We start from the raw sequence: 20206 nt of genomic DNA on the forward strand, positions 1-20206 counted from the left end.
CGCAGTAGGTTTTTCGAGGTACCCATCATGTGCGCAGCGCCTCGACCGGCGTGACCCGCGATGCCTTGATCGCCGGGTAGATCCCGCTGATCAGCGTGGCGCCGAAGACGATGCCCGTCAGCTGGGCGACCCGCGCGAGCGACAGCTCGGTATGGATCACCGGGTCGATGAAGGTGCCCATCAGGGACGTGCCCTCGTCCATCAGGCCGGAGAGATCAAGGCCATAGTGCGAGAACCACAGGTGGACTCCGCCGCCGACCACCCAGCCGGCCGCCACCGCGAGCAGCGCCAGCAGTAGCGATTCGCAGCAGACCAGCAGCAACAACTGGGTCCGTCCGATGCCCAAGGCTCGCAGCAGGCCGAACTCGCGGCTGCGTTCGAGCACGCTCATCAGCACGGTGTTCAGGATGCCGAACACGACCATGATCAGGATCAGCGTCAGGAAGATGTAGTTGCCGGCATCGTCTATCAGGATGAATTGCACTAGCTGCGGCATCATTTCGCGCCAGTCGAGCACCGCGATCGAGGCGGTGCCTACCGCCTGGTCGAGCCGGTGCTTCCACTCCGCCATCGTGGCGTCGTCGTCGAGGAAGATCGCAAAGCGCGTGACGGGAAGCGCATCGGCATCTGCCCCCTCACCGATCAGGAACTGGCGTGCCAGCGAGATATCGCCGAGCACGAGATAGTCGTCGAGTTCGTCGACGCCCGAATCGAAGACGCCGCGTACCCGGGCGAGCTGTGCCTGGGTGTCGCCCTGACGGTCGCCGGCCATCAGGACCACCTTGCCGCCGAGGTCGACCTTGAGTCGGTCGGCCATGCCGTCGCCGATCACGATGCCGCGGCCATCCCCGGTCGCGAGCCACTCGCCCTCGACCAGCCGTGGCGCGAGGATGTCGCGGCGCCGGTCGTGGGTGGGGTCGATACCTTCGAAGGCCGCACCCAGCGAGTTGCGCGCGCTGCTGGCCAGTACCTGCAGCGAGATGCGCGGGTCGATCTCGCCGGGGACGGCCTGTCGATCGAGGGTGCTGGCGATCGCGCGGCCGTCGGCCAGGTACTTGTGGTTCGCCGGGGCGGCGAGGTAGCCGGCCGGCTGCACCGTGAGGTGGCCCTCGCCTAGCTTGATCGCGTTGCGCACCATCGAGTTGTGGCTGCCGTCCTCCAGCCCGATCAGCAGTACCGCCAGGCCGAAGCCGACGGCGATCGAGGCCAGCGTGATCAATGTCCGCCGCCGGTGCCGCCAGATATTGCGCCAGGCCAGCCTCAGCAGCATGCGCGCCGGAAGCCGTCCGTGGTGGAGGGTGGGCACGGATTCCTCCATCACAGCACCTCCGCCGGCTTCAGTCGCGTGATACGCCAGGACGGGATCAGGGCGGCGATCAGGGTGATGAGGATCATCAGTCCGGCGGCATCGGCCACGTGGCCGGCCACCAGGTGCAGCGGAATGACCGGGTCGAACACCATGCCGGCCCAGTCGTAGCCGTCGGGCAGGGCGGCCGAGAAGTCGATGCCGTCCTCGCCCAGCCACGCCACCACGCCGAGACCGCCGGCCACGCCGACTGCCATGGCCACTAGCGACAGGAAGAACGATTCGCACAGCACCATGGCCAACAGCCAGCGGCGCTTCATGCCGATGGCCAGCAGGATGCCGAACTCGTGGGTCCGCTCGTGGATGGCCATCAGCATGGTGTTGAGCACGCCCATCGAGGCGAGCGAGATCACGATCAGGCCGATGATCAGCAGCATGGTCTCGCTCAGGGCGAGCATGTCGGCCACCGCCGGGTTGATCTCGCGCCAGTTGCGCACCGCGGCCGGCCCGCCGAGCTCGTCGAGCGGGCGGGCGTCGACCTGCCGGTCGACCATCTGTCGGATGCGCTGCTGCGTCTCGGCCAGTTGATTGGGCTGATCGACACGCACGGCCAGTTCGTGCACGCCCTCGTCCAGGTACATCAGGTCGCGGTAGGCGGTGATCGACATCAGCACGCCCATGCGGTCGAAGTCCGGCGTCAGGGGCTTCAAGACCCCGGCGACCCGGTAGAGGTCGTTGCCGATGCTGCCGTCGGCCGCCTGGGTGACCAGCACCAGTTCGCTGCCCGGTTCGAGCTGCATGTTCTTGGCCAGTTGCGCGCCGACCAGCACCTGGTGGCGGGGGCGGTCGTCGTCAGTCATCCGGTCGATGCTTGCCGTGCCGGCGCGCAGGTGGTCGAGCACCGTGGTGACGCTGCGTTCGCGGGCTGGCTCGACCGCCTCGATCATCACCCCGTAGGAGGTCTGCTGCGAACTGGCCAGGCCGGCGGCATACAGGCGCGGGGCGGTATGGATCCCGTCGACCTGTGCCTCGAGGCTCGCGGCCCAGTCGTTCGGCAGTGTCGCGTAGAGGTCCCGGTCGTCGATGAAGGCGTCGCGCTGGATCTGGATGTGGCCGGTGGTGCGCTCGGTGGCCGAGGCGATCATCTGGTCGACCATGCCCTCGAGCAGGGCCGAGTAGAGGATCACCATGACCAGCCCGCCGGCGAGCGCCGAGATGGTCAGGCTGCTGCGGATCGGGTTGCGCCACAGGTTGCGCCAGGCTACGAATGCCAGCAGGGGCAGGCGGGTAAGGGCAGAGCCGTGGGCCAGCGGATGGGTCATGGGTCAGCGCCGGCGTTCGAGGTTCTGCAGCGAGAAGAACGAGCGTTCGATCGGTACGCCGAAGGTGATGTCCTGGTAGGTGATCACCGTCGATTCGGTCGGCTTGTCCTCCGGTTGCAGTGTCAGGCGCATGGGCACGGCGCGGTTGTCGATCTGCTCGACCTTGTCGAAGGTCATGGTGCGCACCAGCTCGCCGGCCTCGTCATAGTAGCGACTGGTGATCGGGGCGAGCGTGTCCTGGTCGATTTCCAGTACGACCCGCCCCCAGACCACCGGTGCCTCGGGGCGGGGGATGGCGGTCAGTTCGTAGATGCGCCGACCGTCGCGCTCGCCCTCGAAGCTGATGGCGCTCTCGTAGTCGTCCTCGAAGTAGCTCTCGCGTACCAGGTCGTCGTTGGTGAAGTGACTGCCCATCCAGGAGCCGGACATCATGCTCGAGGGGATCTTGGTGACCCGGTCGATCTTGGGCAGGTAGTTCCAGATGTTCTCCTCGACTTTGAGGGTGGCGATGCCGCGGTCCTTGATCGGCTTCTCGATCACCACCAGCGAGTAGTCCTTGCCCAGCGACCAGGCCTCGAGCTGCATCTCGCGCTGGTAGCGTTGCGTCTTGACCGCCATGGTCATGGTCGCCCTGGAGGTCTCGCCGTGCCAGAGCCGGTCGATGTGGTGGACCAGCTCGTCGACGGTGATGGCCTGCGCCGGGGCGGTGGCGACAAGCAGCAGGGCGCCCAGCCCCAAGGCAATCACTCGGGCAATCACCCGGGCGATCAGGCGGCTGGAAACAGGCAAGGTGGTCGGCATGGCGGGGTCCCTCCGGTCCCGTTTTTTCCACGGGATATAGCCAAGGCTAGCACCATCCGGTGCGCGCCGGCAGGGGCATCGGTGCGGGGCCGGATTCGGTACAATGTCCGCATGTCCAATGATCCGATTCTCGACCCGCTCAATGCCGCCCAGCGCGAGGCGGTGACCAGCCCGTCGCTGGCCACCCTGGTGCTCGCCGGGGCCGGCTCGGGCAAGACCCGCGTGCTCACCCATCGCATGGCCTGGCTGGTGGCCGAGCAGGGCATCTCGCCCTATTCGCTGCTGGCCGTGACCTTCACCAACAAGGCCGCCGGCGAGATGCGCGGCCGGCTGGGCTCGCTGCTCGACGGCCAGGAGCTCGGCCCGCGTGGTGTCGACGGCATGTGGGTCGGCACCTTCCACGGCCTGTCGCACCGCCTGCTTCGCCAGCACGCCCGCGAGGCGGGTCTGCCCGAGGGCTTCCAGATCATCGACGCCGACGACCAGCTGCGACTGGTCAAGCGCCTGATCCGCGAGGCGGAGCTCGACGAGAACCGTTTCCCGCCACGGCTGGTCGCCTCCATGCTCAACGGCTTCAAGGAAGACGGGCTGCGGGCGCGGCACGTGGTGCCGGGCGACGACCCGATCCGCGACCAGGTGATCGTGATCTACAAGGCCTACGAGCGCGTCTGCGAGCGCAGCGGGCTGGTCGATTTCACCGAGCTGCTGCTGCGCGCCACCGAGCTTTTGCGCGGCAACGATGCCCTGCGCGCCCACTACCAGCGGCGTTTCCGCCAGATCCTGATCGACGAGTTCCAGGACACCAACGCCCTGCAGTACGCCTGGGCGCGCCTGCTGGTGGGCGAGGACAACGGCATCTTTGCCGTCGGCGACGACGACCAGTCGATCTACGGCTGGCGGGGGGCGAAGGTCGAGCACATCCAGCACTTCTCGCGCGACTTCCCCAACACCCACCTGGTGCGCCTGGAGCAGAACTACCGCTCGACGCGCACTATCCTCGAGGCGGCCAACAGCGTCATCGCGCGGAATCAGGGGCGTCTGGGCAAGAACCTCTGGACCGAGGGCGACCACGGTGCGCCGATCCGCTTCTACCGCGCCTTCAACGACCAGGACGAGGCGAACTTCGTGGTCGAGCAGATCGCCACGGCGGTGCGCGAGGGTCACGACCGGGCCGATTGCGCGGTGCTGTACCGATCGAACGCCCAGTCGCGCCTCCTGGAAGAAGCCCTGATCCGCGAGGGCATGCCGTACCGCATCTACGGCGGACTGCGCTTCTTCGAGCGCGCCGAGATCCGCGACGCGCTCGCATATCTCAAGCTCGTCGCCAACCGCCACGACGACACCTCCTTCGACCGCATCGTCAATCGCCCGGCGCGCGGCATCGGTGACAAGACGCTCAACGAGGTGCGCCAAGCGGCCCGCGAACAGGGCGCCTCGTTGTGGGACGCCGCGCTGATCCTGCTGGCGGAAAACCGCCTGTCCGCCCGCGCCGGCGGGGCGTTGCGGCAGTTCATGACCCTGATCGAGGCGATCGATCAGCAGACGATCAACGACGAGCTTGGCGAGCGGATCGAGAAGACCATCGAGAAGAGCGGACTGCGCGCGCTGTTCGAGAAGGACCGCGACCGCGAGCGCGGCGAGGCGAAGATCGAGAACCTCGACGAGCTGGTTAGCGCCGGGCGCGGCTTCGTCATGGAGCGAAACACCGACGAGGAGATGAGCGAGATCGAGGCCTTCCTCGCCCATGCGAGCCTCGAGGCCGGCGAGGCGCAGGGCGCGGCCTGGGAGGACTGCGTGCAGATGATGACCCTGCACGCGGCCAAGGGGCTCGAGTTCCCGCAGGTGTTCCTGGTCGGGGTCGAGGAGGGGCTGTTCCCGCACCAGATGTCGATCGACGAGCCGGGACGTCTCGAGGAGGAACGCCGGCTCTGCTACGTCGGCATCACCCGTGCCGAGCAGCAGCTGACCATCACCTGCGCCGAGTCGCGGCGCCTGCACGGCAAGCAGATCTTCCCGATGCCGTCGCGCTTTCTCGGCGAGTTGCCGCCGGAGCTGGTCGAGGAGGTCCGTCCGCGGGCGACTCGTGCGGCTGATGCCTTCGGTCCGCGCCGGCGCGAGGGCGAGCCGGCCCCGCGCACCCACAAGCAGAACGAGACCGGCTTCGAGATCGGCCAGAACGTCCGTCACGCCAAGTTCGGCGAAGGCACCATCCTCGACTGCGAGGGCGCCGGGGCGACCGCCCGGGTACAGGTCAACTTCGGCCAGCATGGCACCAAGTGGCTCATCCTGTCCTACGCCAACCTGCAGCCGGCCTGATCGCCGGGTTGCGATTTGCCCGCGTTCGGCCTTGAATGACGCGTTAACGAAGAACAACGCCCCGAGAACACAAGCAAAGGAGTCCTGCCATGAAACGGCGCGAGTTTCTCACCTGGGCCGGCGCCGCCGGCATTGCCGCCACCGCCCTGACCGGCTGCAACAACGAGCAGAGCGAATCGTCGGCCGCCGGTGAGGCGAGCGGCCCGACTGCCGCCGACCCGATCAAGTGGAAGATGGTCACCACCTGGCCGAAGAACTTCCCGGGCCTGGGCACCGGCGCGAACAATATCGCCAAGTACATCAACCAGATGTCCGGCGGTCGGCTGGTGGTCGACGTCTATGGCGCCGGCGAGATCGTCCCGGCCCTCGAGGTATTCGACGCGGTTAAGGCGGGCACCGCCGAGATGGGTCACGGCGCGGCGTACTACTGGCAGGGCAAGATGCCGGCCGCCGCGTTCTTCGCCGCCTTCCCCTTCGGCCTGGTCGCCGACGAGATGAACGGCTGGCTCTACCACGGTGACGGCATCAAGTTGTGGGAGGAGCTGTACGCCCCGCACGGCATCATCCCGCGTCCGGCCGGCAACACCGGCCCGCAGATGGGCGGCTGGTTCCGCAAGCCGATCGACTCGCTCGACGACTTCAAGGGGCTGAAGATGCGCCTGCCGGGTATCGGCGGCGAGGTGCTGCGCCGGCTGGACGTCTCCGTGGTCAACACGCCGGGCGGCGAGCTGTTCCAGGCGCTGAACGACGGCACCATCGATGCCGCCGAGTGGGTCGGGCCGTTCAACGATCTCGCGTTCGGTTTCCACCGCGCGGCCAAGTACTACTACGCGCCGGGCTGGCAGGAGCCGTCGGCGACCATGGAGGCGCTGATCAACCAGGAGGCCTTCGAGGCACTGCCCGAGGACCTGCAGCAGATCGTGGAAGGGGCGATCAAGATGGCGGCCGGCGAGATGCTGGCCGAGTTCACCGCCCGCAACAACCAGGCATTGAAGACCCTGACCGAGGAGCACGGCGTCGAGCTGCGCTACTTCTCCGACGAGATCATGCAGGCGCTGTTCGAGACCTCCAACGAGGTGCTGGCCGAGATCACGGCCGAGGATGCCTTCGCCAAGAAGGTGTTCGATTCGCTCAAGGCTTATCGCCGCGACGTCGCCGAGTGGACCGAGGGCTCCGAGTTCACCTATCTCAAGGCGCGTAACCGCTTCCTGGGCACCTGAGGCAGGCCCTGCCTAGTCGCTGGCCGCGCGGATCGTCCAGACCCGCTCGGCCAGGCTGGCGGCCAGCGGGCGCTCGTGGCGGCCGATGGTGACCACCACGTCGGCCGAGCCCGGCTGGCTGGCGCGACGGCGGACGAACTGGCCGGGCAGCAGGCCGAGCTGGGTCAGCCGGCGCAGGTCGGCGGCGTTGCCTGCAGCCAGCCGGACCACGGTCGCCCCCTCATCGATGGCCAGATCGCTCAGCGCGATCATCTGGCGGCGCTCGACCGGTGCCTCGTCGGGGGCCGGGATCGGCGCGCCGTGCGGGTCGAACTCGGGCCGGCCGAGATGGTCCCACAGACGGTCGATCAGGCGGCTGGAAAAGGCGTGCTCGAGGATCTCGGCCTCGGCATCGACCTCGGCCAGCGGCAGCTTGAGGTCCTGGGCGAGGAAGGTCTCGATCACCCGGTGGCGCCGGATCATGTCCACCGCGATGGTCCAGCCGGCGTCGGTCAGTGTCGCGCCCTGGTAACGGGCGTAGTGGATCAGGCCGTCGGCGTGCAGGCGCTTGAGCATGGCGGTGACCGAGGCGCGTGCGATGCCGAGCCGGTCGGCGATCGCCGAGGTGGTCACGGCCGGCTCGGGAGATTGTTCGGCCAGCTTGAAGATGGCCTTGAGATAGTCCTCGTACGCGGTACTTGCCATGCGTGGGTCCGATAGCGGGTGTCGGTCTTACGGTAGCATGGCTACCGGCGCGGTCGGCATGGTCTCCGTGCTTGCACCGGTCCGCCGCGCTTTCTACCATCCGCCATTCCTTCTCGAGCCATTGAAGAGGCCCGCTGTGCAGACTGATCCCGGTAGCTGTCACCGTCATCCGACTCGCCAGAGCCTCTGGCGGGGCATCGTGTTCACCCTGCTGACCATCGTTTCCGTCGGAACGGTGCAGGCCCAGGACGAAGTGCTGCAGTATGCCGGCGGCGAGCGCGATGTCGAGCCGCTCGTCGTGGTCGCTGACACCACCATCAGCGCGCAACTCGTCCGTGACCTGGCGGAAAACTTCGTCCAGGTCGAGTCGATCGCCGAGATCGGCGAATCGCCCCTCGGCCTCGAGCTGAGCGATTCCGATCGTGAGGCGATCCGTCAGGCGGACCTGGTGGTCTACCAGGGATTGGGCCTGATGCCGGAATTCATCCAGGCGGCCGAGCAGCGCGATGAGGGCGATCGGGTGGTGCTGACCGATCGCATCCCGGACTTTCGCCTGATCGAGGACGATGCGGGCAACGTCAATCCGCACACCTATCTCTCGCCGGCGTTGCTGCAGTTCGCAGTCGATCACCTGACCACCCGTCTCAAGAAGCGTCTCGAGTCGGTGGCCGGCGAGATCGAGGGCAATCGCCTGCGCGTCAATATCGAGTTGCAGTCGCTCGAGCGCGAGACCGAGGGGCTGATGGAGGATGTCCCACGTGGCGAGCGGCTGCTGGTCACGGACAACGACGTGTTCGCCTATTTCGCCAAGGGCTACTACTTCCAGTTGCTGGACGTGACGAAGGAGGCCGACAGCAAGAAGGCGATCGAGCAGATCAATCGCAATCAGACGCCCAACGTCTTCCGTGTGGCCGGTGTCGGCGACGGTGCGATCAAATCGTGGCTGGAGTCACATCGCGGCGAGGATATTCCCGAGTCCGTCGGGATGGCCGAGGAGCTCAACGGCCTGTGGCTGGGGGATGCGAACCTGCCCACCGGGACCTACATCGGCCTGTTCCGGCAGAACGTCAGTTCGATTCTCCTGGGCCTGAAGCCGTTGCCGGCTGCCGGCCAGGAGTCGCCGGAACTGGCCGAGTAGAAACGCGGCGGGATCAGTCGCTGCCGCGGTGATCCTGTGCCAGTTCACGGTAGAAGCGTGCCGATTCGGCCAGGTGCTCGCGCTCCTCGTCGCTCAGGGGGCGGATCTTGCGGGCCGGTGCGCCGACGTACAGGTGCCCGCTCTCGAGCGTCTTGCCCGGCGACACCACGCTGCCGGCAGCGATGATCACCTCGTCCTCGACCACCACGTCGTCCATCACGATCGCGCCCATGCCCACCAGAACGCGATTGCCGATGGTGCAGGCGTGCAGGATGGCGCGGTGGCCGACGGTGACCTCCTCGCCGATGCGACACGGCATACCTTGGGGGTGACTGGCCGAGGGCTGGTTGACGTGCACGATGACGCCGTCCTGCAGGTTGGTCAGTCGGCCAGCGCGAATCTGCTGGACGTCGCCGCGCAGCACCGCGTTCGGCCACACCGAGACGCCTTCCTCGAGCACCACGTCACCGATCACCACGGCGGTCGGATCGACCCAGCAGTCTTCCGCCAGTGTCGGGAGCTTTGCCTGGAAATTGCGTATCATGCGGGGATCCTCGAATTCGGTCTTGCGGTCGATGCCGCGCATTCTACCGTAGCGGAATGCCCGGGGCCGACCGGCTGACCCAACCGTCTTGCAACAGGCCTTAGTCCGTGTCGCTGATCGCCGAGAAAACCCGCGCCTATCTCGCCCTGACCCGGCTCGACCGGCCCGTGGGCATCTTCCTCTTGCTGTGGCCCACCTACTGGGCGCTGTGGGTAGCCGGTGCCGGTCGACCGGACCTGTTCATCTTCCTGATCTTCACCCTGGGCGTGATCGCGATGCGCTCGGCCGGCTGCGCGATCAATGACTTCGCCGACCGGCATGTCGACGGTCATGTCACACGCACCAAGGGACGTCCGCTGGCCACCGGGCGGATCACGGCGCGCGAGGCGCTGGGCGTGTTCGCGGTGTTGGTGGGTGTCTCCTTCCTGCTTGTGTTGCAGCTCAATGCCACCACCATCGCCCTGTCGGTGGTGGCGGTGATCCTGGCGGCCACCTACCCGTTCGGCAAGCGCTTCCATCACCTGCCGCAGGTGCATCTGGGACTGGCCTTCGGCTGGGCCATTCCGATGGCATTCGCCGCGCACCTCGGTCACGTCCCGGCCGTGGCCTGGGTGCTGCTGCTGGCGAATATCGGCTGGACGCTCGCCTACGACACCCTCTACGCCATGGCCGACCGCCCGGACGATCTCAAGATCGGGGTGAAGTCCTCGGCGATCCTGTTCGGTCGCTTCGACCTGGTGGCCGTGTCCCTTTCCTACCTCTGGACCCTGGCCTGGCTGATCGTCGTCGGCATGATGGCCGATCTTGCAGTGGCTTATTTCATCGGACTGGCAATCGCGGCCGTCAGCGCGGTCTGGATCGTGCGTACAGCCCGCAGCCGCGAGCTTGCCGATTGCGTGCTCGCCTTCCGCCGCAACAATGTCTTCGGCGCGATGGTGATGCTCGCTCTGGTCGCCGGCTTTCTCTGAATCGAAAAGCGACCGTCGCCCGACTACACTCCGTTAGCTGGCTAATGAAATCGCCGTTTTCGGCGCCCGCCGGCTTTGCCTCCTTCGAGCGAAACGGAGTGTTTCCCCATGATCACGCGCAGCCTCCTGTCCCTCATGATCGCGGCCATGCTGGCGCTCGTCATGCCTCTCGTGGTCCATGCCACCCCCGTTGACGACGCCGCTGCCCTCGACGGGGTGGAGAAAGCCAAGGGCGTCTTCCAGATCGACTTCACCGAGGCGGAGAAGACTGCCTTCTATCTCGAGATCATCCGGGGCACCCACGCGAATTTCGTGCGCCAGGGGCTCGATCCGGATCTGGTGATCGTGTTCATCGGCCCGACGGTCAAGTTCCTGACCACCGAGGCCGGCGAGGAGGTTGCTGATCCGGCGACGTTGATGCGGATCGAGTCCGAGGTCGCGCGTCTGGCGGATCTCGGGGTGCGCCTCCAGGTTTGCGCGGTGGCCACCGATGTTTTCGGTGTCGACAACGACACGTTGTTCGACGGCCTGGAGCTGACGGGCGATGGCTTTGTGGCGATGATCGGTTGGCAGGCACAGGGCTATCATCCGATCACGATGTTCTGAACATGGGGGATTCCGGAGCCTGTTTTCTGAACAGGACACTGCGCGCGGTCTAGACTCGGCTACCGAGGACCGGTGTGTTGCGTCGGTCGATTCCCGGTTCGACGTGAAAGGGAGGATTCCTCATGAAAAACAGTATCCTGGGTGGCCGGTTCCTGCCGGTTGTCATTGCTTGTGCCATTGGTGCCTCCGGCGCGGCGCTTGCCGCCGACCCGGATGAGATCATCGACTATCGGCAGGGTGCGATGCAGGTGACCAAGTACCACTTCAGCACCATCGCCGACATGCTGAAGGGCAAGATCGAGTACGACGAGGCGGCGGTGAAGAAGCACGCCGATGTGGTGCAGCTGATGAGCACGCTGGTGAAGGACGAGTTCCCCGAGGGGACGGATGCCCTGGCCGGTGAGACCAACGCCCTGATCGACGTCTGGGACAAGCCGGACGAGTTCGCCGACAAGGTGGCCGAGTTCGAAGAAACGGCGATCGAGCTGGAGAAAGCCGCGGAATCGGGCGACAAGGCGCGACTCGCCGCGGCGGTCAAGGACGTCGGCTCGAGTTGCAAGGCCTGTCACGACGACTTCCGCCAGGATGACGAGTGATCCCGCGATGCATGGGTAGCCATTCGACAACCCGCCGACGGCGGGTTGTTTTTGTTTCGGAGGTTCGGGCCAGCCGATCGATGGACTAAGGTCGTGGCCGGTTAGGCAGTCCCTGATTGTGGAGGCGGCATGCTGAGATTTCCCCGTACGGCACAGGCCAGTCCCGCCGAGATCGAATCCGTCTTCAAGGACGAGCTCGCCGCGACCCCCCCGGACGCGCTGCCCCTGCAACAGGGCATGGCGCAAGGCAGTGTCGCCGACGGTGATGGCCTCTCGGCCATGGTGATCGGTACTCAGGTCGATGACGACCACCTGCGCATCCATGCCGGTCTGTTCTTTGCGAGCGTGGTTGCCGGTTGCGCCTGTCACAACGATCCCACCCCGATGGCCGAACAGGCCGAATACTGCGAGGCCATGTTCGTGATCGAACGCCCCGGCGGGGCGACCCGCGTCGAGCTGCTCGACTGACACGTTCGCCTTGCTGAGCGGCCGCGTTCAGCTTCAATTCAGATCGATTCGCTTGAATGCATCCATCGCCTTTACGGAGATGGATCATGAAACGCCGTTTTCTCCTTCCCTCGGCCCTGGTCGTGACCCTCGTCGCGACCGGGATGCTGGTGGCCAGGCCGGTCGTCGCCCAGCCCGATGTTCCGGTCGATGCTCGTTCGGCAACCTCGTTGCCTGATTCTGCCGACCTGACGCTCGCCTCGGTGGTCGAGGCTGCCCTCGCGCACAGCCCTGACGCCGAGCGTCTGGTGGCCCGATCTCAGCATGCCGATGCGATGGCCGACCGGGCGCAGAGCGTGCTCGATGACGCGCCCACCGTCGGTTTTTCCCACCAGACCGATGCGCTCGGCGGCGACACCGGCATGCGCGAATGGGAGAGCTCGATCGAGCTGCCGCTGCGTCGCTCCGGGCTACGAGAGGCGGCCCGGCGACAGGCCGAGGGGCAGCGCTCGGTGGTCGAAGGCCAGTCGGCCATGTGGCGACTCGAGGTGGCCGGTCGGGTGCGCGATCTGCTCGCGCGCCTCGACGCCGCCCAGGCAGAAGTGACCCTCGCCGGGCAGGCGCTCGCCACGGCCCGCGATCTTCAGGCCCAGGTGGGCAAGCGGGTCGAATACGGCGACGTGCCACGTACCGACCGCCTGCTCGCCCGCGAGGACACGCTTCAGCGCGAGGCGGATCTGCGTCGGGCGCGCCTGCAACGGGACCAGGTCGTGGCCGAGTACCGTCGCTTTACCGGCCTCGAGAGACGTCCCGCGACCTGGCGAGAAGCCCCGTCCGACGACACCGCGCTCGATCAGCATCCGGCATTGCAGTCAGCTCGTGCCGCGATGAGCACCGCCCAGGCAGGGCGCGCCGTGGTCCGCGAACGCGGCCGCCTGCAGCCGACGGTGGGTTTCAATCTCCGCCGCGAGGAAGACGGCCGCGATGCGATCGACAGCGTCGGCGTTTCCCTGTCGCTGCCCATCCCGCTCTCCCGCCTGCGCGCCCCTGAAGAGGCGCGGGCCGGCATCGACCTGGCGGATGCGCAGGCGAGTTTCCGCCAGGCGCGCCGTGACACCGCGCTCGCCGTCGAGCAGGCCCGCCAGGCGCTGACGACGGCTCGCGGCCAGCTCGAGCGCGCCCGCGATCAGGAGTCGCTCGCTACCGAGAATCTGCGTATCCAGAAGAAGGCCTACTCGCTGGGCGAGATCGGTCTGGTCGACCTGCTACGGGTGCAGAGCCGCCACCTGGTCGCTCATCGCCAGGCGGTCATGAGCGAGATCGATCTCAAGCGCGCCATCGCCGATTACAACCAGGCCAAGGGGGTCATGCCGTGAAACGCTTCGTCCGAGGGGCCGTCTGGTCCGTCCTGATGATCGTCCCGCCGCTGCAGGCGGCCGAGATTTCGCTTTCCGAATCGCAGCTCGAGGCGCTCGCGATCGAGACTGCCATGGTCGAGCCGGCCGAGGAGGCAGGCGGGCACGCGTACCCGGCCGAGGTACGGGTGCCACCCGCCAACCAGACCGTGCTCGCCGCGCCGGTCGACGGCCTGATCGAACGCGTCTACGTCGCCGAGGGGCAGGCGGTCGCGGCAGGCGACTCCGCCGTCAGCCTGCGCAGTCCCGGCTTGGTCGACCTGCAACGCGACTACCTCAAGACGCTCTCCGAGCATCGGCTCGCCGCCCAGGCCCTCGAGCGCGACCGGGCACTGGCGAAGGAGGGCATCATCGCCGAGCGCCGCCTCAACGAGACCCGTGGGGCCTATGAGCAGTCGCGCGCCCAACTGTCCGCCCTGCGTCAGAGCCTGGTACTTGCCGGCATGGGCGAGGAGGCGATCGACACCCTGGCATCGAGCCAGCGGATCGATGCCGCACTCGATCTCGTTGCACCGCAGGCGGGCACGGTGATGGACCTGATGGCGGCGGCCGGCGAGCGCGTGCAGGCGGCCTCCGGGTTGGCCCGCATCAGCGCGCTGGACAGCCTGTGGCTGGAGGTGCGCCTGCCGGTCGAGCGGTTGGCGGACGTGTCGGTCGGCTCGGCGGTGCGTGTGGTCGATACCGATCGCTCGGCCGAGGTGATCCTGATCGGCAGCCAGGTCGCCACCGACGATCAGACGGTGATGGTGCGTGCGCAAATTGATGGCGTCGCCGGCCAGTTGCGCCCGGGCCAGTTCCTGCGGGTGCGCCTGGCCGAGAGCGACGCGGCGAACCTGTTTCGTGTCCCGTCGGCGGCGGTGGTGCGCGAGGGCGACGGCTTCTTCGTCTTCCGTGTCGCCGACGGCGGCTTCGACCCGGTGCCGGTCGAACGGCTCGGCCAGTCGGGCGACGTGCTGACCGTGCGCAGTCCCGAGCTGTCGGCGGACGACCGGGTCGCGGTCGCCGGCGTGGTGGCCATCAAGGGTGCCTGGCAGGGCATGGGAGGCGGTGAGTGATGCTGTCCGCCCTGGTCCGCTTTTCGCTGACGCAGCGCCTGTTCGTCCTGCTGCTGGTGGTGCTTGCCGCCGGACTGGGAACGCGCGCCTTCCTCAACCTGCCGATCGATGCCTTTCCCGACGTCTCGACCACCCAGGTCAAGCTGATCATCAAGGCGCCGGGGATGACGCCCGAGGAGGTCGAACAGCGCATCACCGCGCCGGTGGAGGTCGAGATGCTCGGCATCCCCGACCAGAAGATGCTGCGCTCGGTGGCCAAGTACGGGCTGACGGCGATCACGATCGACTTTGCCGAGGGCACCGACATCTACTGGGCGCGCCAGCAGGTATCCGAGCGACTGACGGCCGTCTGGGGTGACCTGCCGCCCGATGCCTCCGGCGGCATGGCGCCGATCACCACGCCGCTGGGCGAGATGTTCATGTTCACGATCGACGGCGGCGATCTGACCCTCGCCGAACGTCGCTCGCTGCTCGACTGGGTGATCCGCCCGGCGCTGCGCACCGTGCCCGGCGTCGCCGAGGTCAACTCGCTGGGCGGTCACGTGCGCACCTTCGAGGTCACGCCCAACACCGAGCGGATGAGTGCCCGCGGCGTCACCTATGAGCAACTGCGCGAGGCGCTGGCGCGCAACAACCGTAATGATGGCGCCGGCCGGGTCGAGGATGGCGAGGAGGCGCTGCTGGTACGCGTCGAGGGCAGCGTCATGACCCTCGACGACCTGCGCGAGACCGTGGTCGCCACCACCCCCGGCGGGGCGCCGATCCACGTCACCGACGTGGCGGACGTGCGCATCGGCAGCCTGACCCGCTACGGCGCGGTGACCCAGGACGGTGAGTCCGAGGCGGTCGAGGGGCTGGTGCTGGGTCTGCGCGGGGCGAACGCGCGCAAGGTGGTCGCCGGCGTCGAGGCCAAGCTCGACGAGCTGGCGCCGACCCTGCCCGAGGGCGTCTCGGTCAATGTCTTCTACAACCGGGCCCACCTGGTCGACCGCGCGGTGCACACCGTCACCAAGGCGCTCGAGGAGGCGATCGTCCTGGTGCTGATCCTCTTGGTGGTGTTCCTCGGCAACCTGCGCGCGGCGGTGACCGTGGCGCTGATCCTGCCGCTGGCCGCACTGGTGACCTTCATCCTCATGAGTCGGGTCGGCATGTCGGCCAACCTGATGAGCCTCGGCGGGCTGGCGATCGCGATCGGCATGCTGGTCGACGCGGCGGTGGTGGTGGTCGAGAACGTCGTCGCCCATCTGGCGCGCGAAAGGGAAGCCCGACGCCTGCCGCGCCTGCACGTGATCTACCGCGCGGTGCGCGAGGTGGCCGCTCCGGTGACCTCCGGCATCCTGATCATCGTGATCGTGTTCCTGCCGCTGCTCACCCTGGAGGGGCTGGAAGGTAAACTGTTCAAGCCGGTGGCCTTGACCATCGTGTTCGCCCTGGGCAGCTCCCTGCTGCTTTCGCTGACCGCCATCCCGGTGATCAGCTCGTACCTGCTGCGCAACGTGCCGCACGACGAGCCCTGGTTGGTTCGCCAGCTTCAACGCATCTACACCCCGGCACTGGCCTGGTCGCTGCGCCATCCGCTGGTGATCGGTGCCGCGGCACTGATCGCCCTCGGCGGGACGGGCGCGGCCTACACCCAGATCGGCAAGATCTTCATGCCGACGATGAACGAGGGCGACGTGATCGTGCAGCTGGAGAAGCTGCCGTCGATCTCGCTCGACCGCTCGATCGCCATCGACAAGCGCTTCCAGCAGGCGCTGATCGAGCGCGTGCCCGAGGTCACCGGCGTGGTCGCGCGCACCGGTTCCGACGAGCTCGGCATGGACCCGATGGGCCTGAACGAGACCGACAGCTTCCTGGTGTTGAAGCCGCGCGACGAGTGGCGCTTCGAGACCAAGGAAGAGCTGATCGACGCGATCCGCGCCGTGCTCGACGACTTCCCCGGCATTGCCCACGCCTTCACCCAGCCGATCGAGATGCGCGTCTCCGAGATGCTCACCGGCGTGCGCGGCGATCTGGCGATCAAGCTGTTCGGTCCGGATCTCGACGTGCTCAACACCAAGGCCAAGGCGATCGCCGAGGCGGTCCGCGGCATCGACGGCGCCTCGGACGTCTTCTACACCCGCAACGAGGGCGTGCAGTACCTCAAGATCGAGGTCGACCGGCAGGCCGCCGGTCGCCAGGGGATGTCGATCGAGTCGCTCGAGTCCCTGCTGCGCGCGCAGCTCGAGGGCCAGCGCGTCGGCACGGTCTACGAGGGCATGCGTCGCACGCCCTTGATGATTCGCGGCAGCCGCGAGACGGCCCGCTCGCCCGAGGCGATGCGCGAGCTGCTGATCAGCCTGCCCAACGGTCGCGAGTTGCCGCTGTCGGCGCTGGCGAGCATCGAGCGGGTCGAGGGGCCGGTCAAGGTCGAGCGCGAACTGGGCGAGCGCTTCGTGGTGATCGCCGCGAACGTCGCCGGGCGCGATCTCGTGGGCTTCGTCGAGGACGCCCGTCGGGTCGTGGGCGAGACGGTGGACCTGGATGCGGGCTACCGGCTCGCCTGGGGCGGGCAGTTCGAGAACCAGCAGCGCGCGGCCAAGCGTCTCGGGCTGGTGGTGCCGGTCTCGATCGGTCTGATCTTCCTGTTGCTGTTCACCACCTTCGGCTCGATCCGCCAGGCCACGCTGGTGCTGCTGAATATCCCGTTCGCGCTGATCGGCGGGGTCTTCGGCCTGTGGTTCTCGGGCGAGTACCTTTCGGTGCCAGCCTCGGTCGGGTTTATCGCACTCTTGGGTATCGCGGTACTCAACGGGGTGGTGCTGGTGAGCTACTTCAACCAGCTGCGCGCGCTGGGTCTATCCATGCACGAAACGGTGGTCGAGGGCGCCAGGCGCCGTCTGCGGCCGGTGCTGATGACCGCCTCGATCGCCGCCTTCGGCCTGATCCCCCTGCTGTTCGCCACCGGGCCGGGCTCGGAGATCCAGCGGCCGCTCGCGGCGGTGGTGATCGGCGGGCTGGTAACCTCCACCCTGCTGACCCTGATCCTGCTGCCCATCCTCTACCGGCGCTTCGGCGAGCCGCGCTCGTCCGCCGCCACTGACCCGGAGGCCTCGTCATGAAACCGATGCTGCTGACGCTGATCGCCCGCCCCGACGTCGAGGAGGTGGTGATCGACTGGCTTTTGGGACGCGAGGAGCTCACCGGGTTCACGGGTCAGGCCGCCTACGGCCACAGCCGCGAGCACGGTAGCTTCAGCCTGGTCGAACAGGTCACCGGCCGGCAGCGCCGAGCGATGTTCCATGTGCAGATCGACGAGGCGGAGGCCGAGTCGCTGCTGGCCGCCATGCGCGAGGAGTTGGCCGGGCTTGGGCTGCGCTACTGGCTGACGCCCATGATCGAAACGGGAGTGATCGTGTGAGGCGGCTGGCGATCATGGCGTTGCTGGGCCTGGTTGCGGGAGCCGCCCCGTCGGTATGGGCCGATCACAACCAGGTCTACGAGCTGCATCAGCGCGGCGAGATCGTCTCGCTGGTCGAGCTGATCGGCCAAGCGCAGTCGCTCCAGCCGGGGCAGATGGTGGAGGCCGAGCTCGATGAGCAGTCGCTGGTCTACGAGATCACCATCTACGGCGAGGATGATCGCTATCATGAACTGTACTTCGACGCCCGCGACGGGCGACTGATTACCACGCACGCGGATGACGAGCCCGATGCCGACGACCGCCCCCTCGACGAGCTGTCCGACTGAGTTGCCGCCTGCCGGGGGGCGGCTGACGTGAGGCTGCTGCTCGCCGAGGATGATGCCGCTCTGGGTCGGGACCTGCAGGCCAAGCTGCGCGAGCAGGGCTACGCGGTCGACTGGGCCAGCGACGGCGTCGAGGCGGCATTTCTCGGTAGCGAGGGGATCTACGACGTGGTGGTGCTCGACATCGGTCTGCCCGGCCGTGACGGCCTGGCCGTGTTGCGCGACTGGCGCCGCGATGGACTGACCATGCCGGTGCTGCTTTTAACGGCCCGCGATGCCTGGTTCGAGAAGGTCGAGGGGTTCGAGGCCGGGGCCGACGACTACCTGGCCAAGCCGTTCCACGTCGAGGAGCTGTTCGCGCGGCTGCGTGCGCTGGCCCGTCGGGCCGCCGAACAGCCGGCCGATCTGCTGGGCGGCAACGAGTCGCTGGTCCTCGACGAGGCGCGTCAGCAGGTCACGGTCGACGGCGAACCGGTCGAGCTGACCGGTACCGAGTTTCGGCTGTTGCGTTACTTCATGCACCACCCGGGACACGTGCTGTCGAAGTCGCGCCTGGCCGAGCACCTCTACGAGTTCGACGACGAGCGCGACAGCAACGTGATCGAGGCCTACGTCACACGCCTGCGGCGCAAGATCGGCCGCGAGCACATCGAGACCCGCCGCGGTCAGGGTTACGTCTTCCACCGGGGCGGGGCATGAAACGGCTGCGTCCCCGGCACATCCAGACCCGGCTGACGCTGTGGCTGCTCGCCAGCGTGGTCGCGTTGTTCGGGCTCTACTGGGTTGTCACCGCCAAGGCGCCGGTGATGCTGACCGAGGGTTACGTGGTCGACCGTCTGGCGCATGACGCCGAGAACCTCGTGTTGGGGCTCGATACCACCGAACCCCACGCGACCCTCTCCGGGCATTTTGCCGCGCCGATCTACGACCGGCCCTACTCGGGCCACTATTTCCTCATGCGGGTGGACGGGCAGAACATCCGGTCCCGCTCGCTGTGGGATTTCGAATTCACGCCCCGGGCGGTCGATACCTTTCCGACCACCTACCATGCCAAGGGGCCGCTGGAGCAGGATCTGCTGGTCTACGTCGACCGGATCACCAAGGACGGACACGCCATCGAGGTGCACGTGGCCGAGGATCTGAGCGCGTTGCACCAGCGCATCTCGACCTACCGCTGGCAGTTCGGTGTGGTGTCGGTCCTGCTGCTGGTCGCGCTGGTGGTCCTGCAGCGCTGGATTGTGCGCTCGAGTCTGCGGCCGCTGGACCGTGTGCGGGCCGACTGTCGCCGGCTGGAACGCGGCGAGATCGATCAGCTGGACCGGGATGTGCCGCCGGAGCTGTTGCCGATGGTCGACGAGATCAATCACCTGCAGGCGGTGACGCAGCGGCGACTGGCCCGCTCGCGCCGGGCGCTGGGCAATCTCGCCCACGCGCTCAAGACGCCGCTGACCCTGATCGACCAGGTTGGCCAGCGGATCCGCGATCGCCTCGATCCCCGCGACGCCGAATCGCTCGACGAGGCGGTCACGCGCATGCGCCGGATCACGGACCGGGAGCTGCGCCAGGCCCGTCTGGCCGGCCAGGCGCGTGCCGGCGAGCGGTTCGATCTCGGTCACGAACTGCCGCGCCTGTTCCACATGTTCGAGCGCCTGCACGCGGACAAGGCCCTGAGCTGTCGGCTCGAGGCGCCCGCGAACGTGGCATTGCGCGCCGAGCGCGAGGACATGTACGAGTTGTTCGGCAATCTGCTCGATAACGCCGCCAAGTGGGCGCAGGCCGAGGTGGTGGTGTCGATCGAGCCGGTCGAGGATGGCTGGCACATCCGCGTGGCCGATGACGGGCCGGGGGTGGCATCGCAGTCGCTGGACGCGCTGGCCGAGCGTGGCACCCGTCTGGACGAGTCCCGTGACGGCCACGGGCTTGGGCTGGCGATCGTCCGGGAGATCGTGGAACTGTATGGCGGCCGGCTGGCGTTCTCTCGTTCGGTGCGGCTTGGCGGTTTGCAGGTCGACGTGTGGCTGCCGTGAAGCCGGGTTGTCGAATTCAGCCGCTGGTGTCCGTT

General features: G+C 67.4%; 19 protein-coding genes. 14 read left to right on the top strand and 5 right to left on the bottom strand.

The features are described from left to right. Nucleotides 1-25 precede the first annotated feature (25 nt). The 3 genes from LV476_RS10045 to LV476_RS10055 are packed head-to-tail and all read right to left on the bottom strand — an operon-like array spanning nucleotide 26 to nucleotide 3429. Nucleotides 26-1318, bottom strand: a complete 1293-nt coding sequence (locus tag LV476_RS10045) for an ABC transporter permease (RefSeq protein WP_250075751.1) — start codon at nucleotides 1316-1318, stop codon at nucleotides 26-28. Then, a complete protein-coding gene (locus LV476_RS10050; protein ID WP_250075752.1) occupies nucleotides 1318-2628 on the bottom strand; it encodes an ABC transporter permease in 1311 nt (436 codons plus the stop codon). Before LV476_RS10050 ends, LV476_RS10045 begins: the two co-directional genes overlap by 1 nt. Nucleotides 2629-2631: 3 nt before the next feature. Continuing rightward, on the bottom strand, nucleotides 2632-3429 hold the full coding sequence (locus tag LV476_RS10055; protein ID WP_250075754.1) for an outer membrane lipoprotein-sorting protein: 798 nt from the start codon (nucleotides 3427-3429) through the stop codon (nucleotides 2632-2634). Between the two features lie 111 nt (nucleotides 3430-3540). Here LV476_RS10055 and uvrD point away from each other — a divergent pair, with 111 nt between their 5' ends. Both uvrD and LV476_RS10065 read left to right on the top strand, forming a co-directional pair. Next, a complete protein-coding gene (uvrD, locus tag LV476_RS10060) occupies nucleotides 3541-5745 on the top strand; it encodes a DNA helicase II (protein ID WP_250075756.1) in 2205 nt (734 codons plus the stop codon). An 89-nt stretch (nucleotides 5746-5834) separates the two neighbouring features. Beyond that, entirely contained in the window at nucleotides 5835-6965 is a 1131-nt protein-coding gene (locus LV476_RS10065) for a TRAP transporter substrate-binding protein (RefSeq protein ID WP_250075758.1), read from the top strand. Nucleotides 6966-6977: 12 nt separating this feature from the next. Here the strand turns inward: LV476_RS10065 and LV476_RS10070 are convergent, their stop codons facing one another. Continuing rightward, nucleotides 6978-7649: a metal-dependent transcriptional regulator gene (locus LV476_RS10070; RefSeq protein WP_250075760.1), complete on the bottom strand. Its 672-nt coding sequence runs from the start codon at nucleotides 7647-7649 to the stop codon at nucleotides 6978-6980. Nucleotides 7650-7785: 136 nt separating this feature from the next. Between LV476_RS10070 and LV476_RS10075 the strand changes: the two genes are divergently transcribed. Next, entirely contained in the window at nucleotides 7786-8787 is a 1002-nt protein-coding gene (locus tag LV476_RS10075) for a metal ABC transporter substrate-binding protein (protein ID WP_250075762.1), read from the top strand. A gap of 13 nt (nucleotides 8788-8800) precedes the next feature. On the opposite strand, the gene LV476_RS10080 is transcribed toward LV476_RS10075, so the two are convergent. Next, nucleotides 8801-9331: a gamma carbonic anhydrase family protein gene (locus LV476_RS10080; RefSeq protein WP_250075763.1), complete on the bottom strand. Its 531-nt coding sequence runs from the start codon at nucleotides 9329-9331 to the stop codon at nucleotides 8801-8803. 107 nt (nucleotides 9332-9438) lie between these two features. On the opposite strand from LV476_RS10080, the gene ubiA reads away from it, so the two are divergent. From ubiA to LV476_RS10135, 11 genes are all read left to right on the top strand, one after another. Further along, nucleotides 9439-10299: a 4-hydroxybenzoate octaprenyltransferase gene (ubiA, locus tag LV476_RS10085; protein ID WP_250075764.1), complete on the top strand. Its 861-nt coding sequence runs from the start codon at nucleotides 9439-9441 to the stop codon at nucleotides 10297-10299. A 108-nt stretch (nucleotides 10300-10407) separates the two neighbouring features. Then, nucleotides 10408-10905, top strand: a complete 498-nt coding sequence (locus LV476_RS10090) for a DsrE family protein (RefSeq protein WP_250075765.1) — start codon at nucleotides 10408-10410, stop codon at nucleotides 10903-10905. A 122-nt stretch (nucleotides 10906-11027) separates the two neighbouring features. Further along, nucleotides 11028-11501: a c-type cytochrome gene (locus tag LV476_RS10095; protein WP_250075767.1), complete on the top strand. Its 474-nt coding sequence runs from the start codon at nucleotides 11028-11030 to the stop codon at nucleotides 11499-11501. A 129-nt stretch (nucleotides 11502-11630) separates the two neighbouring features. Further along, entirely contained in the window at nucleotides 11631-11969 is a 339-nt protein-coding gene (locus tag LV476_RS10100; RefSeq protein WP_250075769.1) for a hypothetical protein, read from the top strand. An 86-nt stretch (nucleotides 11970-12055) separates the two neighbouring features. Further along, a complete protein-coding gene (locus LV476_RS10105; RefSeq protein WP_250075771.1) occupies nucleotides 12056-13324 on the top strand; it encodes a TolC family protein in 1269 nt (422 codons plus the stop codon). Next, nucleotides 13321-14418 (top strand): efflux RND transporter periplasmic adaptor subunit, encoded by a 1098-nt coding sequence (locus LV476_RS10110; protein ID WP_250075772.1) that lies wholly within the window; start codon nucleotides 13321-13323, stop codon nucleotides 14416-14418. Before LV476_RS10105 ends, LV476_RS10110 begins: the two co-directional genes overlap by 4 nt. Further along, nucleotides 14418-17519: an efflux RND transporter permease subunit gene (locus tag LV476_RS10115; protein ID WP_250076329.1), complete on the top strand. Its 3102-nt coding sequence runs from the start codon at nucleotides 14418-14420 to the stop codon at nucleotides 17517-17519. The genes LV476_RS10110 and LV476_RS10115 overlap by 1 nt, the downstream gene beginning before the upstream one ends. Continuing rightward, the gene (locus LV476_RS10120; RefSeq protein WP_250075774.1) at nucleotides 17516-17818 is read left to right on the top strand and encodes a DUF3240 family protein; all 303 of its coding nucleotides are present in this window, start codon (nucleotides 17516-17518) and stop codon (nucleotides 17816-17818) included. Before LV476_RS10115 ends, LV476_RS10120 begins: the two co-directional genes overlap by 4 nt. Further along, nucleotides 17815-18147 (top strand): PepSY domain-containing protein, encoded by a 333-nt coding sequence (locus tag LV476_RS10125; RefSeq protein WP_250075775.1) that lies wholly within the window; start codon nucleotides 17815-17817, stop codon nucleotides 18145-18147. The genes LV476_RS10120 and LV476_RS10125 overlap by 4 nt, the downstream gene beginning before the upstream one ends. Nucleotides 18148-18174: 27 nt before the next feature. Beyond that, nucleotides 18175-18843, top strand: a complete 669-nt coding sequence (locus LV476_RS10130; protein ID WP_250075778.1) for a response regulator transcription factor — start codon at nucleotides 18175-18177, stop codon at nucleotides 18841-18843. Next, nucleotides 18840-20171: a sensor histidine kinase gene (locus LV476_RS10135; RefSeq protein WP_250075781.1), complete on the top strand. Its 1332-nt coding sequence runs from the start codon at nucleotides 18840-18842 to the stop codon at nucleotides 20169-20171. Before LV476_RS10130 ends, LV476_RS10135 begins: the two co-directional genes overlap by 4 nt. The last annotated feature ends 35 nt before the right edge of the window (nucleotides 20172-20206 follow it).

Source organism: Guyparkeria hydrothermalis (assembly GCF_023555385.1).
Lineage (GTDB): Bacteria > Pseudomonadota > Gammaproteobacteria > Halothiobacillales > Halothiobacillaceae > Guyparkeria > Guyparkeria hydrothermalis_A.

Bases quoted from the DNA above. Each gene is read 5' to 3' on its own strand.
- LV476_RS10065 (WP_250075758.1), top strand. From the start codon at position 5,835: ATGAAACGGCGCGAGTTTCTCACCTGGGCCGGCGCCGCCGGCATTGCC.
- LV476_RS10105 (WP_250075771.1), top strand. From the start codon at position 12,056: ATGAAACGCCGTTTTCTCCTTCCCTCGGCCCTGGTCGTGACCCTCGTC.
- LV476_RS10115 (WP_250076329.1), top strand. From the start codon at position 14,418: ATGCTGTCCGCCCTGGTCCGCTTTTCGCTGACGCAGCGCCTGTTCGTC.
- LV476_RS10120 (WP_250075774.1), top strand. From the start codon at position 17,516: ATGAAACCGATGCTGCTGACGCTGATCGCCCGCCCCGACGTCGAGGAG.
- LV476_RS10095 (WP_250075767.1), top strand. From the start codon at position 11,028: ATGAAAAACAGTATCCTGGGTGGCCGGTTCCTGCCGGTTGTCATTGCT.
- LV476_RS10080 (WP_250075763.1), bottom strand. From the start codon at position 9,331: ATGATACGCAATTTCCAGGCAAAGCTCCCGACACTGGCGGAAGACTGC.
- uvrD (WP_250075756.1), top strand. From the start codon at position 3,541: ATGTCCAATGATCCGATTCTCGACCCGCTCAATGCCGCCCAGCGCGAG.
- LV476_RS10045 (WP_250075751.1), bottom strand. From the start codon at position 1,318: ATGGAGGAATCCGTGCCCACCCTCCACCACGGACGGCTTCCGGCGCGC.
- LV476_RS10135 (WP_250075781.1), top strand. From the start codon at position 18,840: ATGAAACGGCTGCGTCCCCGGCACATCCAGACCCGGCTGACGCTGTGG.
- LV476_RS10050 (WP_250075752.1), bottom strand. From the start codon at position 2,628: ATGACCCATCCGCTGGCCCACGGCTCTGCCCTTACCCGCCTGCCCCTG.
- LV476_RS10055 (WP_250075754.1), bottom strand. From the start codon at position 3,429: ATGCCGACCACCTTGCCTGTTTCCAGCCGCCTGATCGCCCGGGTGATT.
- LV476_RS10090 (WP_250075765.1), top strand. From the start codon at position 10,408: ATGATCACGCGCAGCCTCCTGTCCCTCATGATCGCGGCCATGCTGGCG.
- LV476_RS10100 (WP_250075769.1), top strand. From the start codon at position 11,631: ATGCTGAGATTTCCCCGTACGGCACAGGCCAGTCCCGCCGAGATCGAA.
- LV476_RS10070 (WP_250075760.1), bottom strand. From the start codon at position 7,649: ATGGCAAGTACCGCGTACGAGGACTATCTCAAGGCCATCTTCAAGCTG.